The sequence below is a fragment of the Kitasatospora sp. NPDC004289 genome, assembly GCF_053602875.1.
Genome location: NZ_JBSGEL010000066.1, coordinates 1 through 18285 on the forward strand (window position 1 = coordinate 1; position 18285 = coordinate 18285).

Genomic DNA, 18285 nt, shown 5'->3' on the forward strand with positions numbered 1-18285 from the left:
GACCACGGCCTGCCGGAGCCGGACGGCCTGACCCCGGAGGCGTACCTGGAGCGCGCGGGGGAACGGCAGCACCTGCAACTGGCTGACGTGCCCTCAGTTGCAGGTGAGCCGCTTCCGTACCCGCGCAGTTCCCCGCGCCCCTGCGGGGCGCTATCCGACGGCGATCTGCGTGGTGCCCGGGGCCGCCGTGGAGACGGGCTTGCCGAGGGCGGAGTGCTGGACGTACTGGTCCCAGGGGACGTTCCAGTCGCCGAAGCCGTTGCCGAAGGGCTCCATCTGGTCGCCGCGGCTGTTGACGACCTGGACGACGTCGCCGATGCGGGTCTGCTCGAAGAACCACTTGGCGTTGTCGGTGCTCATGCCGGTGCAGCCGTGGCTGACGTTCTCGCGGCCCTGGGAGCCGACCGACCACGGGGCGGCGTGCACGTACTCGCCGCTCCAGGTGACCCGGGTGGCCCACTTCACCTGGAGGTCGTAGGCCTCGCTGCTGCCCTCGCGGATGCCGATCGACTCGCCGTTCATCCGGACCTGGGCCTCCTGCCCGAGCACCACCTTGACGCCGTTCCGGGTGGAGAAGCCGGGCTTGCCGGTGGTGACCGGGATGGACCGCTCCTCGACGCCGTTGCGCCGGTAGGTCAGGTAGTGCGAGCCGGCGTCGACCGTGACCTCCACCCGGTCGCCCGTGCGCAGCGTCCTGGTGGCCGTCTCGCCGCCGTACAGGTCGCCGGCGATGTGCCGGCCCTGCCGGTCGAAGGCGAGGCTGACGGTGGCGTTGGCGGGCCAGTACTCCTTGGGGCGGAAGTGCAGGTTCCGGGAGTCGACCCAGTACCAGGCGCCGGTGACGGCGGGCTCGGAGACCACCGTGAGGCCCCGCTCGACCTCCTGACGGGCCGCCGGGTCCTCGACCGCCTCGGAGAGCTTCACGGTGAGCGGCTGGCCGACGCCGTAGATCCCGCTGCCGGAGGAGTCGGGGCCGAGCTCGGCGGTGAGCAGGTGGGTGGCAGCGGCGGTGGTGAACTGCCGGGTGGTGCCGCCGCGGCCGCCCTTGCCGTCGTCGGCCAGCACCAGGACCCGGTACTTGCTGCCCGCCATCAGCGGGCCGGTCGAGCGCCAGCTGCGCTGATCGGCCGTCAGCTCACCGGGCAGCAGCCGCCCGTCGGCGCCGATCACCGTCACGTCGGTGAGCAGCCCGCCCTGTTCCGCGGAGACGGTGACGGCCTGTCCGGGGTCGGTCTCGCCGGTGGCGGAGAGCCGGACCATCGAGGTGACGTCCACCGGCTCGGCGGGCCCCACGGCCGTCTCGGCGGGCCCCGCCGAGGAGCATCCCGCCAGGAGGGCCAGGGCCGCTGCCGCCGCGAGTCCGTGCATGGTCTTCACGGCTGCCTCCTGGTGGGTGATCCGACGACGTATCAGATCGTAGGAACAGCCGACCGCAGAGGGCACCTCCAACACCACCGGCGTGCGCCCGGCCGGGTGAACGCACCACCCGGTGAGCCGCTGCGGGGTGCGGGAACGCCGGACGGCCGGACACCCCGTCAGGGATGTCCGGCCGTCCGGTCGGTGCGGGTGCCGGAACCTTACTGGTTCTGGTTCTCGCCCCGGTAGAACTCGAAGACCCAGCCGTACAGGCCGACCAGGATGATCGGGATGGCCCAGTACAGCAGCCACCAGCCGAAGACCACGCCCATGAAGGCCAGGGCGCCGCCGATGGCCAGCGAGAGCGGCTGCCAGCTGTGCGGGGCGAAGAAGCCCAGCTCGCCGGAGTCGTCCGCGACCTCGGCCTCGGGGTTGTCGCCCGCGCCGGTGTCCACCCGCTTGGCGGTGAACGCCAGGTAGTAGCCGACCATGGCGCACAGGCCGAAGGCGAGGAACAGCGCGGTGGTGCCGGCCGGCTCCTTCGACCAGATGCCGTAGACCACGGCCATGATCAGGATGAAGACGGCGAAGCCGATGAAGATCTTGCCCTGTTCCTTCATCAGGCGTCCCCGTCCTTCTTCAGGCCCTTGCCCAGCTGCGGAGCGTCGTACTTCGCGGGCGTGACGCCCTCGAAGTGCTTGCCCGGCTCACCGTGGTACTCGAGGTAGTCGAGCGCGGCGATGTCGGGGTGGTGCAGGTCGAACGCCGGGGACTCGGACCGCACCCGGGGAAGGGTGAGGAAGTTGTGCCGCGGCGGCGGGCAGGAGGTCGCCCACTCCAGCGAACGGCCGTAGCCCCACGGGTCGTCGACCTCGATCTTCTCTCCGTACTTCGCGGTCTTCCAGACGTTGTAGAGGAACGGCAGGATCGACAGACCGAGCAGGAACGACGCGATGGTCGAGATGGTGTTCAGGGTGGTGAAGCCGTCCGCGGCCAGGTAGTCGGCGTAGCGGCGGGGCATGCCCTCCGCGCCGAGCCAGTGCTGGACCAGGAAGGTGCCGTGGAAGCCGATGAACAGCGTCCAGAAGGTGATCTTGCCCAGACGCTCGTCGAGCATCTTGCCGGTCATCTTCGGCCACCAGAAGTGGAAGCCGGCGAACATCGCGAACACCACGGTGCCGAACACCACGTAGTGGAAGTGCGCCACCACGAAGTAGGAGTCCGAGACGTGGAAGTCGATCGGCGGGGAGGCGAGCAGAACACCCGTCAGACCACCGAAGAGGAAGGTGACCAGGAAGCCGACCGTCCAGAGCATCGGGGTCTCGAAGCTCAGCGAGCCCTTCCACATGGTGCCGACCCAGTTGAAGAACTTCACACCGGTCGGGACCGCGATCAGGAAGGTCATGAACGAGAAGAACGGCAGGAGTACCTGTCCGGTCACGTACATGTGGTGCGCCCACACGGTGACCGAGAGGCCGGCGATCGCGATGGTGGCGGCGATCAGGCCCTGGTAACCGAACATCGGCTTGCGGCTGAAGACCGGGATGATCTCCGAGACGATGCCGAAGAACGGCAGCGCGATGATGTACACCTCGGGGTGGCCGAAGAACCAGAACAGGTGCTGCCAGAGGATGGCGCCACCGTTGGCCGGGTCGAAGACGTGGGCCCCGAACTTCCGGTCCGCCTCCAGGGCGAACAGCGCGGCCGCGAGGACCGGGAAGGCCAGCAGCACCAGCACGGCGGTCAGCAGGACGTTCCAGACGAAGATCGACATCCGGAACATCGTCATGCCGGGCGCGCGCATGCAGATGATGGTGGTGATGAAGTTGACCGAGCCGAGGATGGTGCCGAAGCCGGAGAAGGCCAGACCCATGATCCACATGTCGGCGCCGATGCCGGGCGAGCGCACGGCGTCGGAGAGCGGCGAGTAGGCGAACCAGCCGAAGTCGGCGGCACCCTGCGGGGTGAGGAAGCCGGCCACCGCGATGATCGAGCCGAACAGGTAGAGCCAGTAGGCGAACATGTTCAGTCGCGGGAAGGCGACGTCGGGGGCGCCGATCTGGAGCGGCATGATCCAGTTCGCGAAGCCCGCGAAGAGCGGGGTGGCGAACATCAGCAGCATGATCGTGCCGTGCATGGTGAACGCCTGGTTGAACTGCTCGTTCGAGAGGATCTGGGTCCCCGGACGAGCGAGCTCGGCGCGCATGACGAGCGCCAGCACACCACCGATCAGGAAGAACGCGAACGACGTCGCCAGGTACAGCGTGCCGATCGTCTTGTGGTCGGTGGTGGTCATCCACTTGATGATGGTGGACCCGGGCTTGCGGGTCCGCTGGGCACCGGCCGTGACCGAAGCCCCGGCGGCCCCGCCCGCGGCTGCGGGCTCGTTGAGGATAGTCACTTCTCACTTCCCTGGCTGCTGAAGATGCCCGAGGGCACCGCGCCCTTCTGGCCCTTAGCGCGCAGCTCGGCCAGGTGCTTGTCGTACTCCGCCCGGTCGACGACCTTGACGTTGAACAGCATCCGGGAGTGGTCGTTGCCACAGAGCTCGGCGCACTTGCCGCGGAAGGTGCCGTACGAGGTCGGCGTGACCTCGAACTTGTTCACCACGCCCGGGACCACGTCCTGCTTCATCAGGAAGTCGACGGGCCAGAAGTCGTGGATGACGTCCCGCGAGGTGAGGCGGAACTGCACGGTCTCGTTGATCGGCAGGTAGAGCGTCGGAGGCTCGCCCGTGGTGCCGACCTCGTACGCGGCCTGGGTGTTGGCCGGGTCCGGGTTCTCGGTGTTCTCGTAGTTGAACGCCCAGCTCCACTGGAAGCCGACCACGTTGATCATGTGGTCCGGCTTGGCGGAGGTCTGGGTCAACCGGGCCTCGTCGCGGGCGACGAAGTAGAACAGGACCGAGACGATGACGAGGGGGACCGCGGTGTACAACGCCTCGATGGGCAGGTTGTACCGGGTCTGCGGGGGGATCTCCACCTTGCTGCGGCTGCGGCGGTGGAAGATCACGCTCCAGATGATCAGACCCCACATCAGTGCGCCGACCACCAGAGCCGCGATCCAGGAGCCCTGCCACATGCGGAGGACCAGCGGGCCCTCTGCGGTGACGGGGGTCGGAAGGCCAAGCCTGGGGAGGTCGTTGGCCGAGCAGCCGGTGGCGGTCGCGATGACGAGGCCCAGTGCCAGCGCCTGAGGCAGCTTCCGCCGCATCGTGCGCCGCGGCGAGCGGTCGGAGCCGTTGGGACTCACGTAGCGCCTTCCCGAAGTCTCGCCCGGGATCGCGTCGCCCCCGGGAGTCGCTGTGCGCCTCCCCGGCGACCCGGCCACGGGCACGGTTTGAATGCTTATGCGGGCCAAACGCTACTGCATCCTTATGCGGCACTCACGAGCAGCCCCCGCTAACGCGCCGTCCGGCTACCCGATCAGCCCTCAGAAGAGTGGAGTACCAGGTCAGAGCGGCCGATCAAGGCTCTCACACCCGGACTCCGGGCCCTCGGCGCCACGCTCAGGCGTACCGGGCAAACCGTCAGGAACCAGGCTGCGGAGCCCATCTGGAGGATCGAGCTCCGCACGCACGTCTGACACTCGGTCAACTGTCCGTCCACCGTACGGGTGAGGTGACCCGGCCGTCCGGACCCCTCCCGGCCGTCCCCGGGACGACCCCTCGGGGTCCGCTTCGGGTTAGATGGCGCCATGTACTTCGACGTGGCGTCCACGGCCCCGCTGCACCCCGTCGCCCGGCAGGCGCTGACCGCCGCACTGGAGGAGGGGTGGGCCGACCCGGCCCGGCTGTACCGCTCCGGGCGGCAGGCCCGGATGCTGCTGGACGCCGCGCGGGAGACGGTCGCCGAGGTGCTGGGGTGCCGGGCCGACGAGGTGTCCTTCACCGCCAGCGGCACCCAGGCCGTCCAGCTGGGCGTGCTGGGCGGGCTGACCGGCCGCCGCCGGACGGGCCGTCACCTGCTGCACTCGGCGGTCGAGCACTCCAGCGTGCTGCACTCGGCCGAACGCTTCGAGGCCGAGGGCGGCGAGGTCACCGCCGCCCCGGTGGACCGGTACGGCCGGGTCTCCCCCGGGGCCTTCGCCGCCCTGGCCCGCCCGGACACCGCGCTCGCCGTGCTGCAGTCCGCCAACCACGAGACCGGCACCGTCCAGCCGGTGGAGGAGACGGCCGAACTGCTCGGCGAGGTCCCGCTGCTGGTGGACGCCGCCCAGTCGGCCGGCCGGGTGGCCGTGCCCGGCGGCTGGTCGCTGCTGGCCGCCAGCGCCCACAAGTGGGGCGGCCCCGCCGGGGTCGGCGTGCTCGCCGTCCGCAAGGGCGTCCGCTACGTCTCCCCGCTGCCCTCCGACGAGCGCGAGCGCGGCCGGGTGCCCGGCTACGTCAACGTCCCGGCGATCGTCGCGGCCGCCGCCTCGCTGCGCGCCGTCCGGGCGGAGGCCGAGGCCGAGAACGCCCGTCTGCACGCCCTGGTCGAGCGGATCCGCCGTCAGGTCCCGAGCCTGGTCCCCGAGGTGGAGGTGGTCGGCGACCCGGTGCACCGGCTGCCCCACATCGTCACCTTCTCCTGCCTCTACGTGGACGGCGAGGTACTGCTGGGCGAGCTGGACCGGGCCGGCTTCGCGGTCTCCTCCGGCTCCTCCTGCACCTCCTCCACCCTGACGCCCAGCCACGTCCTGGCCGCGATGGGCGTCCTGACGGAGGGGAACGTCCGGGTCTCGCTCCCGTACGGCACCCCCGAGGCGGGGGTGGACCGTTTCCTGGAGCTGCTTCCCGGGCTGGTCGCCGGGGTCCGCGCCCCGCTCGGCCTCGACCTGCCGGCCCCGGCCGCGGCCACCTCGGAGGAGCTGGTGCTGGACATGCTGGGCAAGCGCTGCCCGCTGCCGGTGATCGAGCTGGCCAAGCGGATCGGCGAGGTGCCGGTCGGCGGCAGCGTCGTGGTGCTGGCCGACGACGAGGCGGCCCGCCTCGACGTCCCCGCCTGGTGCGAGATGCGCGGCCAGGCCTACCGGGGCACCGCCCCGGCCGAGCACTACGGGGTCGAGCGGGGCACCGCGTACCTGGTGGAGCGGACGGCCTGAAGGGGGCCCCGGCCTGCCGGGACCCCCTCCGGGTGACGGTGCGTCAGCGCGCGAGCTTCGCGCGGACCTCGGCCGCGGCCTCCTCGCCGTAGGCGAGGGCGAAGCGGTCCAGGAAGACGCCGTGCTTGAGCTCGTACTCCTGGGTCCCGACGGTCTCGATCACCAGGGTGGCCAGCATGCAGCCGAGCTGGGCCGAGCGCTCCAGGCCGAAGCCCCAGGACAGACCGGCCAGGAAGCCGGCCCGGAAGCCGTCGCCCACGCCGGTCGGGTCGGCCTTGCGCTCCTCGACCGGGCAGCCCACCGTGACGTCCGGCTCGCCGGCCCGCTGGATCCGCACGCCCTTGGCGCCCAGGGTGGTGATCCGGGTGCCGACCCGGCGCAGGATCTCCTCCGCGTCCCAGCCGGTCTTGGTCTCGATCAGCGCGGCCTCGTACTCGTTGGTGAACAGGTACGTGGCGCCGTCCACGATGGTGCGGATGTCGTCGCCGTCCAGACGGGCCAGCTGCTGCGAGGGGTCGGCCGCGAAGGCGTAGCCCCGGGTGCGGCACTCCTGGCTGTGGCGGACCATCGCGGCCGGGTCGTCGGCCCCGATCAGCACCAGGTCCAGGCCGCCGACCCGGTCGGCGATCGGCTTGAGCTCGATGCTGCGGGCCTCGGCCATCGCGCCGGTGTAGAAGGACGCGATCTGGTTGTGGTCCTGGTCGGTGGTGCACATGAAGCGCGCGGTGTGCCGGGTCTCGGAGATGTGCACCGAGTCGGTGTCCACGTTGTTGCGCTCCAGCCAGCTGCGGTACTCCTCGAAGTCCGCGCCGGCCGCACCGACCAGCACCGGGCGCAGGCCCAGCACGCCCATGCCGAAGGCGATGTTCGGCGCGACCCCGCCCCGGCGGATGTCCAGGGTGTCCACCAGGAACGAGAGCGACACCGTGTGCAGCTGCTCGGCGACCAGCTGGTCGGCGAAGCGGCCGGGGAAGGTGGTCAGGTGGTCGGTGGCGATCGAGCCGGCGACGGCGATGCGCACGGAGGACTCCTCAGGTGGCCGGCGACGGCCGGGTCAAGCGATGGAATTGACCCCCACACGTTACCGGGCCGTCGCCCGGGCGCCCACCACGCCTCCGGTTCCGCCCGGGCGCGACACCCACGGGTACTACCGCGCGGTAAGCCTGGCCCGGCCCGGTCCGCCGATCTAGGGTCGAATCTGCCGGGGCCCGACCGCCCGGCCCTTCCCAGGCCCGCGACCCACCCTCGCGGCCCGCCGATCGGAGCCCGTACCGATGATGCCGAACCGGCCGACCACCCTGCGCGTGCCGTCCGCCCTCCGGGGTGACGCGGACCTCGAGTCCCTTGACGCACTGGTCAGTTCCTCCCGCCGGATGGGCCACTTCTGGCCCACCACCGCACTGCAGCCCGAGCCCGCCCGCCCCGCCGTCGGCGCGCTCTCGGTACCGCCCGGCACCCGTCGGCTGGTGGCCGGCATGTCGGAGTACGGCAGCTGACGGACCGTCGGTCAGAGCGGGTCCTGGGCCCAGCGGTACCAGGGCCCGGACAGGTGCGTGTAGGTCCCGTAGTCCGCGGGCGTCCGCCCGTCGGGGAAGTAGCCGTACCCGGCGGGTCCCTCGACGCCGGTGCCGCGCACGATCAGCAGCACGCCCGTGCCGGTGCGCACCACCTCACCGATCCGGTACGTCCCGACCCAGCCGGGCCCGGTGGCGTCCGAGCGGGCGAAGTCGGTCAGCGCGGCCCGCCCGAGCCCGAACCGGGCCCGCTCCGGCAGGTCCAGCCGGACCACCCCGACGGCCGTCACCAGCAGCAGCGGCAGCACCGCCCAGCGCCAGTTCCCGGCCGGGGCGGCGACCGGCGGCCCCGGCATCACCTGCCGCACCGCCCAGGCCAGCACCAGCAGACCGCCCGCCGAACCCGCCGCCACCAGCAGCGGCCCGTCGAGCTTCGGACCGCTGAACGCCAGCACGCCCGGCACGACCAGCAGTCCGGCGGAGAGCAGTGCGGAGTTCCCCGGCCGCCGCAGCCGGCACCGCCGCGGCCCCAGGGCGCAGCTCAGCACGACGATGAACGCGGGGACCACCAGCAGGAAGAGCGCCAGGAAGCCGACCATGGCGACGGCCAGGATCCACGAGGATCCGGCGGTGGCGACGGCGACGACCACCGGCACGGCGGTCATCAGGGGTGCCCGGAGGCCGGGGCGGGTGAGTATGTGCACCGCAGTGATCTACCACCCGCGCGGGGGCGGACGGAACCGGATTCCACCGGGCCACGTCAAAGCCGCACAGCACGACGCTGCACCCTCGGGAGGAAGACGCACCATGGACCAGAAGACCCGGCTCCGCCGGACCGTCGCCGTCGCCGGCCTGCTGCTCGCGCTGGGCACCGCGACGGCCTGCGGCTCGGCCACCACCTCCGGTTCGACCGCGCCCGGCGACGTCCCGGCGGGCACCCCGTCGACCACCGCCTCCGCCTCGGCCTCCGCGAGCCCGTCCAACCCCGAGCCCCGGCCCTCCACTCCCCCGCCGGTGAAGGTCTCGCCTACCCCCACCCCCACCGCGACCACCCCCGGCATCGCGGTGGGCGAGCCCGACCCGAACGGCAAGGCGCCCGGGGTCTCGTACCGGGTGGACGGGCTCCGGCTGACCGTCACCTTCTACGGCGGGGTCTGCGAGAAGTACGGGCTGAAGCTGGACGAGTCCAAGCCCGGCACCGTGCAGGCCAAGGTCGTGGTCCGGGAGCCGCAGCCGGCCGGGCAGGCCTGCGCCGCGATCGCCAAGCTGCAGGAGGTCTCGGCCGACCTCAAGACGCAGCTGGAGGGCCGGACGGTCTTCGACCAGAACACCGGCCAGGAGCTGCCGCGCAACCAGGGCCCGGACGAGGTCGGCGGCCCCAAGCACTGAGTCGTCCCGGACACGGCGAAGGCCCCCACCCGGAGCTCCGGGTGGGGGCCTTCGCGGTACGACTAGCTGAACGAGTCGCCGCAGGCGCAGGAGCCGGTGGCGTTCGGGTTGTCGATCGTGAAGCCCTGCTTCTCGATGGTGTCGACGAAGTCGACGGTGGCGCCGCCGAGGTAGGGGGCGCTCATGCGGTCGGTGACGACCTTGACGCCGTTGAAGTCCTTCACGACGTCGCCGTCGAGCGAGCGCTCGTCGAAGAAGAGCTGGTAGCGCAGGCCGGAGCAGCCACCGGGCTGCACGGCGACGCGGAGCGCCAGGTCGTCGCGGCCCTCCTGGTCCAGCAGACCCTTGACCTTCTCCGCGGCGGAATCGGTGAGGAGCAGACCACTCTCGACGGTGGTCTCGTCCTGGACGCTCATCTGGTTACTCCCGGTATGTGACGACGAACTGCCGCCAGTGCCAACCAGCGGCCTCCCGGATTCATTTCCCCGGGCGGTGGTTCTCGAGTGCTGGAGGTGGTACGTGTCCACCCTCCACGCCCCATGCTCGCACACCGCCGGGGCCTGGTCACCGGCCGATCCTGACAAACCCCCCGCCCGGGGCACGCCGTCGCGGCAGGATGAGCGGGTGATCATTCGTCAGCTCCAGGACACCTCCGCCGACGCGGCGGCCGTCGAGGCGGTGAGCCGGGCCGCCTTCCGCGACCTGGCCGGCCGGGAGGACGGCTCACCGCCCGATCCGGACCGGCGCACCCGCGAGCTCGCCCGGACGGTGCACGCGATCCGCCACGACCAGCCCGGCTGCTGGGTCGCCGAGGAGGGCGGCGAGACCCTCGGGGTGGCGCTCTCGCTGCGCCGCGAGGACCTCTGGCTGCTCTCGCTCTTCGCCGTGCTGCCCAAGGCCCAGGGCCGGGGCATCGGCCGGCTGCTGCTGGAGCGGGCGGGCACGTACGGGCGGGGCTGCCTGCGCGGGATGCTCTACGCCTCGGCCTCCCCCGCCGCCGCCCGGCGCTACCGGCGGGCCGGGTTCACCCTGCACCCGGCGATGCGGCTGACCGGGAGGGTGGACCGGGCGGGCCTGCTCGACCCGGGCGACATCCCGGTGCACCCGGGCAACCGGACCCACCTGCACCTGCTGGACTCGGTGGACCGCCGGGCCCGGGGCGCGGCCCACGGGGTTGACCACGGGTTCATGCTGGCCCACTACGACGAGCTGCTGATCGCCGACACCCTGGCCGGGAGCGGCTACTGCTACCGCGACGGCGGGACCGTGAAGCTGCTGGCCGCCACCTCCAAGCGGATCGGCACCCGCCTGCTGCGGGAGGCGCTGGCCCGCACCCCGGACGGCACCGAGGTGCTGGTCGAGGGGCTGACGGCGGAGCAGGAGTGGGCGGTGGACGTCGGGATGGAGCTGGGCCTGTCGCTCTCCACCGAGGGCTACCTGGCGGTGCGCGGGATGCGGCCGCCGGCCACCTACGTGCCGAACCCGGCGTTCCTGTGACCGGGGACGAGGGCCTGACGGAGGGTCAGGAGGTGCTGCGGAAGGTCGGCGCGGTCGGCGGGTTCTTCGCCGTCGCCACCGGGCCGAGGCCGCCGGAGGGGTTCCGGCCGGTGGCCGAGCTGCGCTCGGCGGCCTTCCTGCGCGAGCGGATCGCCGACGTGGCGCGGCGGATGCGGACCTCCGAGCTCCGGGTGGCGGCCTCGGCGGCGCAGCTGGGGGCGGCGGCCCGGCTCTGGTCGGTGGCGCTGGGCACGGCGGCCGTCGGCGGGGTGGTGCCGGACCTGGCGGGGGCGTACTGGCGGCTGGTGCCCGGCGGGATGCTGGAACTCTGGGTACCGGGGGTGCGGGAGCCGGGCCCGGCGGGGCTGGCGGCGGAGCTGTACCTGGAGGTGGTGGAGGGTCAGCTGCGCCCGTTCGGCGAAGCGGTGCGCCGGGTCGTCCCGGTGGCCGAGGGGCTGCTCTGGGGGAACGCGGCCTCGGCGCTGGCCGGGGCGGTGAAGGTGCTGGGGGCCGGTCGTGAGCTGGCGGCCGAACTGCGGGCCGTCGGCCCGCTGCGCGGTGCGCTGCGGGCCGACGGGAGACGCACGAGCTGCTGCCTCTACTACCGGGCGCCGGCGGGCGGTCTGTGCGGGGACTGCGTCTTCGACCGGCCGCCGGGGCGGTGAGCTGACGGCGGGTCGGGCTCAGGCCATGGTGGCGAGGATCTCCTCGACCATCTCCATGGTGGTGCCCGGGTGCAGGAAGGCGAAGCGGGCGACGGTCTCGCCGTCCCAGCCGGTCGGGGTGACGAAGCCGATCTGGTCGGCCAGCAGCTGCTGGGACCAGCGGTAGTAGTCCTCGTGCGTCCAGCCGGTGCGGCGGAAGCAGACCGAGGAGAGCTGGGGGTCCATCAGGAGCTCCAGGTGCTCGGTGCGCTCGATCAGGGCGGCGGTCTCCCGGGCCAGGGTGAGGCCGGCCTCGATCGCGTCGGTGTAGGCCTGGGTGCCGTGCACCGCGAGGGAGAACCAGAGCGGCAGGCCGCGGGCCCGGCGGGTCAGGTGGTAGGCGTAGTCGGTGGGGTTCCACTCGTCGCCCTCGGTGTGCAGCACGTCCAGGTAGGAGGCGTCCTGGGTGTGCACGGCGCGGGCCAGCTGCGGGTTGCGGTAGATCAGCGCGGCGCAGTCGAACGGGGCGAACAGCCACTTGTGCGGGTCCACCACGAAGGAGTCCGCGTGCTCGATGCCGTTGTAGCGCTCCCGGACGGAGGGGGCGAACAGGCCGGCACCGCCGTACGCGCCGTCCACGTGGAACCACATGCCGCGCTCGCGGGTGACCTCGGACAGGCCCTGGAGGTCGTCGACGATGCCCTCGTTGGTGGTGCCGGCGGTGCCGACCACCGCGATCACCGTCTCGGGGTTCGGGTCGGCGGCCAGCGCGGCGCGCAGCGCCTCGCCGGTGAAGCGGCGGTCGACGGTGGGGACCTTGAAGGCCTCGACGCCGATGATGTTGAAGGTGTTCTTCACCGAGGAGTGCACCTGGTCGGCGACCGCGACGCGCAGCTTGACGCCCTCGCCGAGGCGGCGGCGGGCGGTGTCGCGGGCGACCACCAGGGCGGAGAGGTTGCCCGCCGAGCCGCCGGAGACGAAGGTGCCGCCGGCGGTCTCGGGCATCCCGGCCCGGTCCGCTATCAGGCGCAGCACCTGGTTCTCGGCGGCGATGGCGCCGGCCGCCTCCAGCCAGGAGATGCCCTGGAGCGAGGCGCAGGAGACCACCATGTCGAAGAGCAGCGCGGCCTTGGTCGGCGCGCACGGGATGAAGGAGAGGTAGCGCGGGCTGTCGGCGGAGATCACGGCCCGGGAGAGCTCGTGGTCGTAGAGCTTGAGCACGTCGGCCGGGTCGTTGCCGGTGGGGTTGAGCAGGCCGGCCAGCTGGGCCTTGAGGTGCTCGCCGTCGCCGGGGTGGTCGAGCGGCACCGGGTCGTACTGCAGCCGCTCGCGCATGTAGTCGAACACCAGGTCCACCAGCTCGTTGTCGGGCCGGTGCATGCGGTCGGGGGCTGCGGACATGGTGGTGCCTCTCGCTGCGGTGAGGGTCGGGGGAGGCCCGGGGCGCGTGGGGTTGCCGGACATGATCAGCGTAGGCAGCGGTGTGCGCCCGGCGCGCGTCGGAACGCGGCGGTCCGGGCCGGAATCGAGCGTGTTCGCGGGGGGCGACGCAGGATTCCTGCGTCATCCGGGGGACGTGCTAGCCGATCAGCCGGGAGAGGACCACCGAGCTGCGGGAGCGCTGGACGCCGGGCTCCTTGCGGATGCGCTCGATCACGGCCTCCAGGTGCCGGGTGTCGGAGGCCCGCAGGTGGACCAGGGCGTCCGGGTCGCCGGTCACCGTCCAGGCGGCGACCACCTCGGGGAACTGCCGCAGGCTGGCCAGGATCTCCTCGGGGGCGGTGCGCTCCCGGCAGTAGACCTCGACGAAGGCCTCGGTCTGCCAGCCGAGCACGTCCGGGTCGACCACCACGGTGAAGCCGCGGACCACGCCGCGGGCCCGGAGCCGGTCGATCCGGCGGCGGACGGCGGTGGCGGAGAGGTTGGCCAGCAGGCCGATCTCGGCGTAGGAGGCGCGGCCGTCCCGGCTCAGGTGGGTGAGCAGCAGCCGGTCGGTGTCGTCCAGGGAGGCCCCGCCGGGATCTGACGGTCTGTTGGTGCTCATCGGTACGGGGCTCCTGGGAAGAAACGAAACGCCGAACCATTCTGCACCGAGGGACGCGCCCGGTGCCGGGCGCGCCCCCGTGGCGGGTTACTGGCCCTTGACGTCGGGGATCCGGACGGCGCCGGCCGAGCAGTCCCGGAACTCGTACCAGGGCGCCGTGCCGGTCCAGCGCAGCAGGCCTCCGGTGGCTCCGGTGCCGCCGGTGGCGGCGTTCGCGTCGGAGAACCGGCAGCCGTCGTAGAGCAGCTTGCCGGTGGTGGTGGCGCTCGTGGTGGTGACCTGGTGGGAGCCCATCAGGGCGCAGTCCTGGTACCGGATCATCGGGGCGCGGTTCGGGGTGACCGCGTCGAAGCGGTAGACGTGCGTCGCCACGGCCGTGGTGGCCCAGCCCTGGAAGGAGAGCGCGGTGTCGTCGCAGGAGACGAAGGTGATGTTGCCCTTGTACCAGGCCGAGTCGATCACCTTGTGCTTGTCGCTGCGGAGCTCGAAGCGGATGCCCTGGACGTACAGGCGGTTGACCGAGTCGGCCCGGCCGGTGGTGCCGCCGAGCTTGAAGAAGGTCCCGTAGGCCTCGGTGTCGGTGAGGATGTACGAGCCACCGGTGAAGTTCATCGAGCCGCCGCGCTCGTTGCGGACGAAGACACCGGACTTGAACTCGACCTTACAGTCCCGGAACCACATGTTGAGGAACTGGTCCTGCTGGCTCGCGGCGGGGGTGGCGCCCATCACCAGGAAGGCGTCGGCGTAGCTGCCGGCCACCTGGCAGTGGTCCCAGCCCATCTCGCTGTTGAGGTCGGACTGCGGGCTGGTCTTGTCGCCCGCCGCCCGGTCCGGCGCGCCGTCCAGGACGATCCCGGCCTTCCAGTCGCCGCGCCACTCGACGTCGGTGTACCAGGTGTCCTGCACGCCGCCGGCGTCCGAGGAGTAGGCGTAGTTGAAGGTGGAGGTGGCGTCGCGGCTGTCGAAGGTGAGGCCGCTGATCCGGATGTTCTTGTACCGGTCCCGGTTGGTCCAGAAGGTGGTGTTCCGGGTGGTCGGCGCGTAGGTGATCCGGCTCAGCCGCTTGCCGTGGCCGACGATCGCGATGCCGTCCACGATCCCGCCGTTGCCCGGGCCCGCGATGCCGGGCAGCAGCGCGTCCGGCTGGGTGATCAGGTAGTTGCCCGGCGGGATCAGCAGCACCTTCTTCGGGATGGCGCCGGAGACCGGGTCGGGCTGGAAGGACGCCAGCAGCTCGGTGGCCGCGTCCTTGAACGCCTGGTCGCTGGGCGTCTGCCCGGTCGGGTCGGCGTTCTTGGCCAGCACGTCGACCACGTAGGTGCCGGCAGCGGCCTCGGCGGTCCCGGCGCCGAGCGCCAGCGCCCCGACGGCACCCGCCCCGGTCAGGCCGGCCAGCAGTGAGCGGCGGCCGAGCGTGCCTCGTTCGTTCGCGGACATGCGTACTCCCCCGTGAGGTTCCAGTGGATCTTCCTCGATCCGACCAAGATCCTCATTGATGACGGGGATTATCACAAGGGAGATGTGACGGCGGGTCAGAAATCCTTCGACACCGGCCCGCGCCCCGTGCTGCCCTGGTGCGCATGACGGCTCTGAGCGGTACTCACCTGATCGGCGGCGAACTTCCGGTGGCCCGGCTCGGCCTCGGGACCATGCGGCTCCCCGGGCCCGGCGTCTGGGGGCCGTCGGCCGACCCGGCCGAGGCGGTACGGCTGCTGCGGCGCGCGGTCGAGCTGGGGGTGGACCTGGTCGACACCGCCGACTCGTACGGGCCGCACGTCAGCGAGGAACTGATCGCGCGGGCACTGCACCCGTACCCCGAGGGGTTGGTGATCTCCACCAAGGGCGGGCTCACCCGGCAGGGGCCCGACGCCTGGGCGGCGGTGGGGCGGCCCGCGTACCTGCGGCAGTGCGTGGAGCTCAGCCTGCGGCGGCTCCGGCTGGAGCGGATCGACCTCTACCACCTGCACCGGATCGACCCGGCGGTGCCGCTGGAGGAGCAGCTCGGGGTGCTGTCCGACCTGCGGGCGGAGGGCAAGATCGGGCACATCGGACTCTCCGAGGTGGAGGTCGAGGAGATCGAGCGGGCCCGGGCGGTGGTGCCCGTCGCCACCGTGCAGAACGTCTTCAACCTCACCCGGCAGCGGCTGCGCGACACCCTGGACCACTGCACCCGCGAGGGCATCGGCTTCGTCCCGTTCTTCCCCCTCGGCCGCGGCGGCCTGGCCCGCCCGGACGGCCCCACCCCGGGGCTGGCCGAGCTGGCCGCCACCCACGACGCCACCCCGGCCCAACTCGCCCTCGCCTGGCTGCTCCACCTCTCCCCCACGGTGCTCCCCATCCCGGGCACCTCCCGGACGGCCCACCTGGAACAGAACCTGGGGGCCGCCCGGATCCGGCTGACCGACGCCGAGGTGGCCGACCTCTCCGCTCGCTGGACGGATGCCTGACGACCCCGCGGAGGGCGCCCGCGGCGCGTCAGTCGACCAGGAGGACGATCTTGCCGCGGGTGCGGCCCTCGGCGTTGAGGGCCTGGGCGCTGGCGGCCTGGGCGAGGGGGAAGGTGGAGGCGATCGGGACGCGGAGCCTCCCCTCGTCGGCGAGGCGGGCGAGGTCGGCGAGGCCCTCGGCGTCGGGGCGGACCCAGACGTAGTGGCCGCCGAGGGCCTTGACGCCGTAGTCGGTGATCGAGGCGATCCGGGAGTCGTCCGGGACGAGGGTGGCGGAGACCTCGACCGCGTCGCCGCCGATCAGGTCGACCGCGGCGTCCACCCCGTCGGGAGCGAGGGCGCGGACCCGGTCGGCCAGCCCCTCGCCGTAGGTCACGGGCTCGGCGCCGAGCGAGCGGAGGAAGTCGTGGTTGCGCTCGCTCGCGGTGCCGATCACCCGCAGGCCGAGCGCCTTGGCGATCTGCACCGCGAAGACCCCGACGCCCCCGGCGGCGGCGTGCACCAGCACGGTCTGGCCGGCCGTCACCCCGAGCGCCCGGACCAGGCACTGGTGGGCCGTCAGCCCGGCCAGCGGCAGGCCGCCCGCCTCGGCCCAGCTCAGCGAGGCCGGCTTGCGGGCCAGCGTCCGCACCGGGGCGGAGACCAGCTCGGCGTACGTGCCGTGCTGCACCGCGTCCTTGCGGACGTAGCCGAAGACCTCGTCGCCGGGGGCGAACTCGGTGACCCCGCCGCCGACCGCCTGGACCACCCCGGCCGCGTCCCAGCCCATGACCAGCGGGAAGTGCGCGTCGGTGACGCCGTCCAGGTACCCTTCCCGGATCTTCCAGTCCACCGGATTGACCCCGGCGGCCTTCACCCGGACCAGCACCGAGTCGGGCCCGACCTTGGGGTCCGGGAGCTCGGTGTACTCGACCACTTCGGGGCCGCCGTAACGCCTGATCGCGATTGCCTTCATGACTGCCCAGCAAACCCGACGCGACGGTGTACACGACGCAACGGCACGCGGTTCTCGTCACATCGACACTTCGGCCATCGTCAGAGTGACGCTAACGGGTTATCATAGATAGCGTCAGATAGACGATAACGGCCAAGCACCACAGAGTTCCGCCGCACAGGAGGGCACCCGCCCGTGACCACCACCACCGAGACCTACGGCGTCGACCCCACTCCGACGCCGCTCGCACTGCTGCTGCTCGGCCGCGAGGCCGACCCGAACAGCGAGCGCGGCGTCGAGTGCCCCGGCGACCTCCCGCCCGCCTCCGACCCGGACCTGGTGGCCCGGGCCCGCGCCGCCAAGGCCGCGCTCGGCGACCGGGTGTTCATCCTCGGCCACCACTACCAGCGCGACGAGGTCATCGAGTTCGCCGACGTCACCGGCGACTCGTTCAAGCTCGCCCGGGACGCCGCCAACAAGCCGGAGGCGGAGTACATCGTCTTCTGCGGCGTGCACTTCATGGCCGAGTCCGCCGACATCCTCACCAGCAGCGCCCAGCAGGTGATCCTCCCCGACCTGGCGGCCGGCTGCTCGATGGCCGACATGGCCACCGCCGAGCAGGTCGCCGAGTGCTGGGACGTGCTCACCGAGGCGGGCATCGCCGACGTGACCGTCCCGGTCTCGTACATGAACTCCTCCGCCGACATCAAGGCCTTCACCGGCAAGCACGGCGGCACCATCTGCACCTCCTCCAACGCCGAGCGCGCCCTGAACTGGGCGTACGAGCAGGGCGAGAAGGTGCTCTTCCTGCCGGACCAGCACCTGGGCCGCAACACCGCCGTCCGCGACCTGGGCTTCTCGCTGGACGACTGCGTGCTCTACAACCCGCACAAGCCGAACGGCGGCCTGACCGTCGAGCAGCTGCGGAACGCCAAGATGATCCTCTGGCGCGGCCACTGCTCGGTGCACGGCCGCTTCTCGCTGGACTCGGTCAACGACGTGCGCGAGCGCATCCCGGGCGTCAACGTCCTGGTGCACCCCGAGTGCAAGCACGAGGTGGTCGCGGCGGCCGACATGGTCGGCTCGACCGAGTACATCATCAAGGCGCTGGACGCGGCCGAGCCCGGCTCCAAGTGGGCCATCGGCACCGAGCTCAACCTGGTCCGCCGCCTCGCCAAGGCACACCCGGACAAGGAGATCGTCTTCCTCGACCGGGCGGTCTGCTTCTGCTCCACCATGAACCGGATCGACCTCCCGCACCTGGTCTGGGCGCTGGAGTCGCTGGTCGACGGCCGGGTGCCGAACGTGATCACCGTGGACCCGGAGACCGAGAAGTACGCCAAGGCCGCGCTGGACCGGATGCTCGCCCTGCCGTAAC

General features: G+C 72.0%; 18 protein-coding genes. 7 read left to right on the forward strand and 11 right to left on the reverse strand.

The window, feature by feature from the left end; genetic code table 11:
• Positions 1 to 150 precede the first annotated feature (150 nt).
• From ACWEPF_RS31710 to ctaC, 4 genes are all read right to left on the reverse strand, one after another.
• Positions 151 to 1368 carry an Ig-like domain-containing protein gene (locus tag ACWEPF_RS31710; protein WP_452175281.1) on the reverse strand — a complete coding sequence of 406 codons (1218 nt, stop codon included), beginning with the start codon at positions 1366 to 1368 and terminating at the stop codon, positions 151 to 153.
• A 209-nt stretch (positions 1369 to 1577) separates the two neighbouring features.
• A complete protein-coding gene (locus tag ACWEPF_RS31715; protein WP_345279839.1) occupies positions 1578 to 1976 on the reverse strand; it encodes a cytochrome c oxidase subunit 4 in 399 nt (132 codons plus the stop codon).
• The gene (ctaD, locus tag ACWEPF_RS31720) at positions 1976 to 3757 is read right to left on the reverse strand and encodes an aa3-type cytochrome oxidase subunit I (protein WP_380150205.1); all 1782 of its coding nucleotides are present in this window, start codon (positions 3755 to 3757) and stop codon (positions 1976 to 1978) included. Before ctaD ends, ACWEPF_RS31715 begins: the two co-directional genes overlap by 1 nt.
• Complete coding sequence (ctaC, locus tag ACWEPF_RS31725) at positions 3754 to 4608, reverse strand: aa3-type cytochrome oxidase subunit II (RefSeq protein WP_345279841.1); 855 nt, start codon at positions 4606 to 4608, stop codon at positions 3754 to 3756. The genes ctaD and ctaC overlap by 4 nt, the downstream gene beginning before the upstream one ends.
• Before the next feature lie 444 nt (positions 4609 to 5052).
• Between ctaC and ACWEPF_RS31730 the strand changes: the two genes are divergently transcribed.
• The gene (locus tag ACWEPF_RS31730) at positions 5053 to 6438 is read left to right on the forward strand and encodes an aminotransferase class V-fold PLP-dependent enzyme (RefSeq protein ID WP_452175257.1); all 1386 of its coding nucleotides are present in this window, start codon (positions 5053 to 5055) and stop codon (positions 6436 to 6438) included.
• 43 nt (positions 6439 to 6481) lie between these two features.
• Here the strand turns inward: ACWEPF_RS31730 and ACWEPF_RS31735 are convergent, their stop codons facing one another.
• Positions 6482 to 7459 carry a carbohydrate kinase family protein gene (locus tag ACWEPF_RS31735; protein ID WP_452175258.1) on the reverse strand — a complete coding sequence of 326 codons (978 nt, stop codon included), beginning with the start codon at positions 7457 to 7459 and terminating at the stop codon, positions 6482 to 6484.
• 253 nt (positions 7460 to 7712) lie between these two features.
• Between ACWEPF_RS31735 and ACWEPF_RS31740 the strand changes: the two genes are divergently transcribed.
• Positions 7713 to 7934 (forward strand): hypothetical protein, encoded by a 222-nt coding sequence (locus ACWEPF_RS31740; RefSeq protein ID WP_452175259.1) that lies wholly within the window; start codon positions 7713 to 7715, stop codon positions 7932 to 7934.
• Between the two features lie 11 nt (positions 7935 to 7945).
• Here the strand turns inward: ACWEPF_RS31740 and ACWEPF_RS31745 are convergent, their stop codons facing one another.
• A complete protein-coding gene (locus ACWEPF_RS31745) occupies positions 7946 to 8656 on the reverse strand; it encodes a hypothetical protein (RefSeq protein WP_452175260.1) in 711 nt (236 codons plus the stop codon).
• 103 nt (positions 8657 to 8759) lie between these two features.
• Here ACWEPF_RS31745 and ACWEPF_RS31750 point away from each other — a divergent pair, with 103 nt between their 5' ends.
• Positions 8760 to 9341 (forward strand): hypothetical protein, encoded by a 582-nt coding sequence (locus ACWEPF_RS31750; protein WP_452175261.1) that lies wholly within the window; start codon positions 8760 to 8762, stop codon positions 9339 to 9341.
• A 62-nt stretch (positions 9342 to 9403) separates the two neighbouring features.
• Here the strand turns inward: ACWEPF_RS31750 and erpA are convergent, their stop codons facing one another.
• Positions 9404 to 9757, reverse strand: coding sequence for an iron-sulfur cluster insertion protein ErpA (gene erpA / locus ACWEPF_RS31755; protein WP_345279850.1), 354 nt, complete (start codon positions 9755 to 9757; stop codon positions 9404 to 9406).
• A gap of 208 nt (positions 9758 to 9965) precedes the next feature.
• On the opposite strand from erpA, the gene ACWEPF_RS31760 reads away from it, so the two are divergent.
• Positions 9966 to 10838 (forward strand): GNAT family N-acetyltransferase, encoded by an 873-nt coding sequence (locus ACWEPF_RS31760; RefSeq protein ID WP_452175262.1) that lies wholly within the window; start codon positions 9966 to 9968, stop codon positions 10836 to 10838.
• Positions 10835 to 11503 (forward strand): (2Fe-2S)-binding protein, encoded by a 669-nt coding sequence (locus ACWEPF_RS31765; protein ID WP_452175263.1) that lies wholly within the window; start codon positions 10835 to 10837, stop codon positions 11501 to 11503. The genes ACWEPF_RS31760 and ACWEPF_RS31765 overlap by 4 nt, the downstream gene beginning before the upstream one ends.
• Before the next feature lie 18 nt (positions 11504 to 11521).
• Here the strand turns inward: ACWEPF_RS31765 and ACWEPF_RS31770 are convergent, their stop codons facing one another.
• The 3 genes from ACWEPF_RS31770 to ACWEPF_RS31780 form a co-directional block, all read right to left on the reverse strand.
• The gene (locus ACWEPF_RS31770; protein ID WP_452175264.1) at positions 11522 to 12883 is read right to left on the reverse strand and encodes a pyridoxal phosphate-dependent decarboxylase family protein; all 1362 of its coding nucleotides are present in this window, start codon (positions 12881 to 12883) and stop codon (positions 11522 to 11524) included.
• 178 nt (positions 12884 to 13061) lie between these two features.
• Positions 13062 to 13526 (reverse strand): Lrp/AsnC family transcriptional regulator, encoded by a 465-nt coding sequence (locus ACWEPF_RS31775; RefSeq protein WP_345279858.1) that lies wholly within the window; start codon positions 13524 to 13526, stop codon positions 13062 to 13064.
• 87 nt (positions 13527 to 13613) lie between these two features.
• Entirely contained in the window at positions 13614 to 14963 is a 1350-nt protein-coding gene (locus tag ACWEPF_RS31780; protein WP_452175265.1) for a hypothetical protein, read from the reverse strand.
• Between the two features lie 143 nt (positions 14964 to 15106).
• On the opposite strand from ACWEPF_RS31780, the gene ACWEPF_RS31785 reads away from it, so the two are divergent.
• Entirely contained in the window at positions 15107 to 15973 is an 867-nt protein-coding gene (locus tag ACWEPF_RS31785) for an aldo/keto reductase (RefSeq protein WP_452175266.1), read from the forward strand.
• A gap of 28 nt (positions 15974 to 16001) precedes the next feature.
• Here ACWEPF_RS31785 and ACWEPF_RS31790 read toward each other — a convergent pair whose 3' ends face one another.
• Positions 16002 to 16928 carry an NADP-dependent oxidoreductase gene (locus ACWEPF_RS31790; RefSeq protein WP_452175267.1) on the reverse strand — a complete coding sequence of 309 codons (927 nt, stop codon included), beginning with the start codon at positions 16926 to 16928 and terminating at the stop codon, positions 16002 to 16004.
• A gap of 174 nt (positions 16929 to 17102) precedes the next feature.
• Between ACWEPF_RS31790 and nadA the strand changes: the two genes are divergently transcribed.
• Positions 17103 to 18284 (forward strand): quinolinate synthase NadA, encoded by a 1182-nt coding sequence (nadA, locus tag ACWEPF_RS31795; protein WP_452175268.1) that lies wholly within the window; start codon positions 17103 to 17105, stop codon positions 18282 to 18284.
• Position 18285 lies beyond the last annotated feature (1 nt).

What these genes read in the sequence shown, in the direction of transcription:
- ACWEPF_RS31710 (WP_452175281.1), bottom strand. Translation starts at nt 1,368, where the DNA reads ATGCACGGACTCGCGGCGGCAGCGGCCCTGGCCCTCCTGGCGGGATGC.
- ACWEPF_RS31715 (WP_345279839.1), bottom strand. Translation starts at nt 1,976, where the DNA reads ATGAAGGAACAGGGCAAGATCTTCATCGGCTTCGCCGTCTTCATCCTG.
- ACWEPF_RS31730 (WP_452175257.1), top strand. Translation starts at nt 5,053, where the DNA reads ATGTACTTCGACGTGGCGTCCACGGCCCCGCTGCACCCCGTCGCCCGG.
- ACWEPF_RS31740 (WP_452175259.1), top strand. Translation starts at nt 7,713, where the DNA reads ATGATGCCGAACCGGCCGACCACCCTGCGCGTGCCGTCCGCCCTCCGG.
- ACWEPF_RS31750 (WP_452175261.1), top strand. Translation starts at nt 8,760, where the DNA reads ATGGACCAGAAGACCCGGCTCCGCCGGACCGTCGCCGTCGCCGGCCTG.
- erpA (WP_345279850.1), bottom strand. Translation starts at nt 9,757, where the DNA reads ATGAGCGTCCAGGACGAGACCACCGTCGAGAGTGGTCTGCTCCTCACC.
- ACWEPF_RS31770 (WP_452175264.1), bottom strand. Translation starts at nt 12,883, where the DNA reads ATGTCCGCAGCCCCCGACCGCATGCACCGGCCCGACAACGAGCTGGTG.
- ACWEPF_RS31775 (WP_345279858.1), bottom strand. Translation starts at nt 13,526, where the DNA reads ATGAGCACCAACAGACCGTCAGATCCCGGCGGGGCCTCCCTGGACGAC.
- ACWEPF_RS31780 (WP_452175265.1), bottom strand. Translation starts at nt 14,963, where the DNA reads ATGTCCGCGAACGAACGAGGCACGCTCGGCCGCCGCTCACTGCTGGCC.
- ACWEPF_RS31785 (WP_452175266.1), top strand. Translation starts at nt 15,107, where the DNA reads ATGACGGCTCTGAGCGGTACTCACCTGATCGGCGGCGAACTTCCGGTG.
- ACWEPF_RS31790 (WP_452175267.1), bottom strand. Translation starts at nt 16,928, where the DNA reads ATGAAGGCAATCGCGATCAGGCGTTACGGCGGCCCCGAAGTGGTCGAG.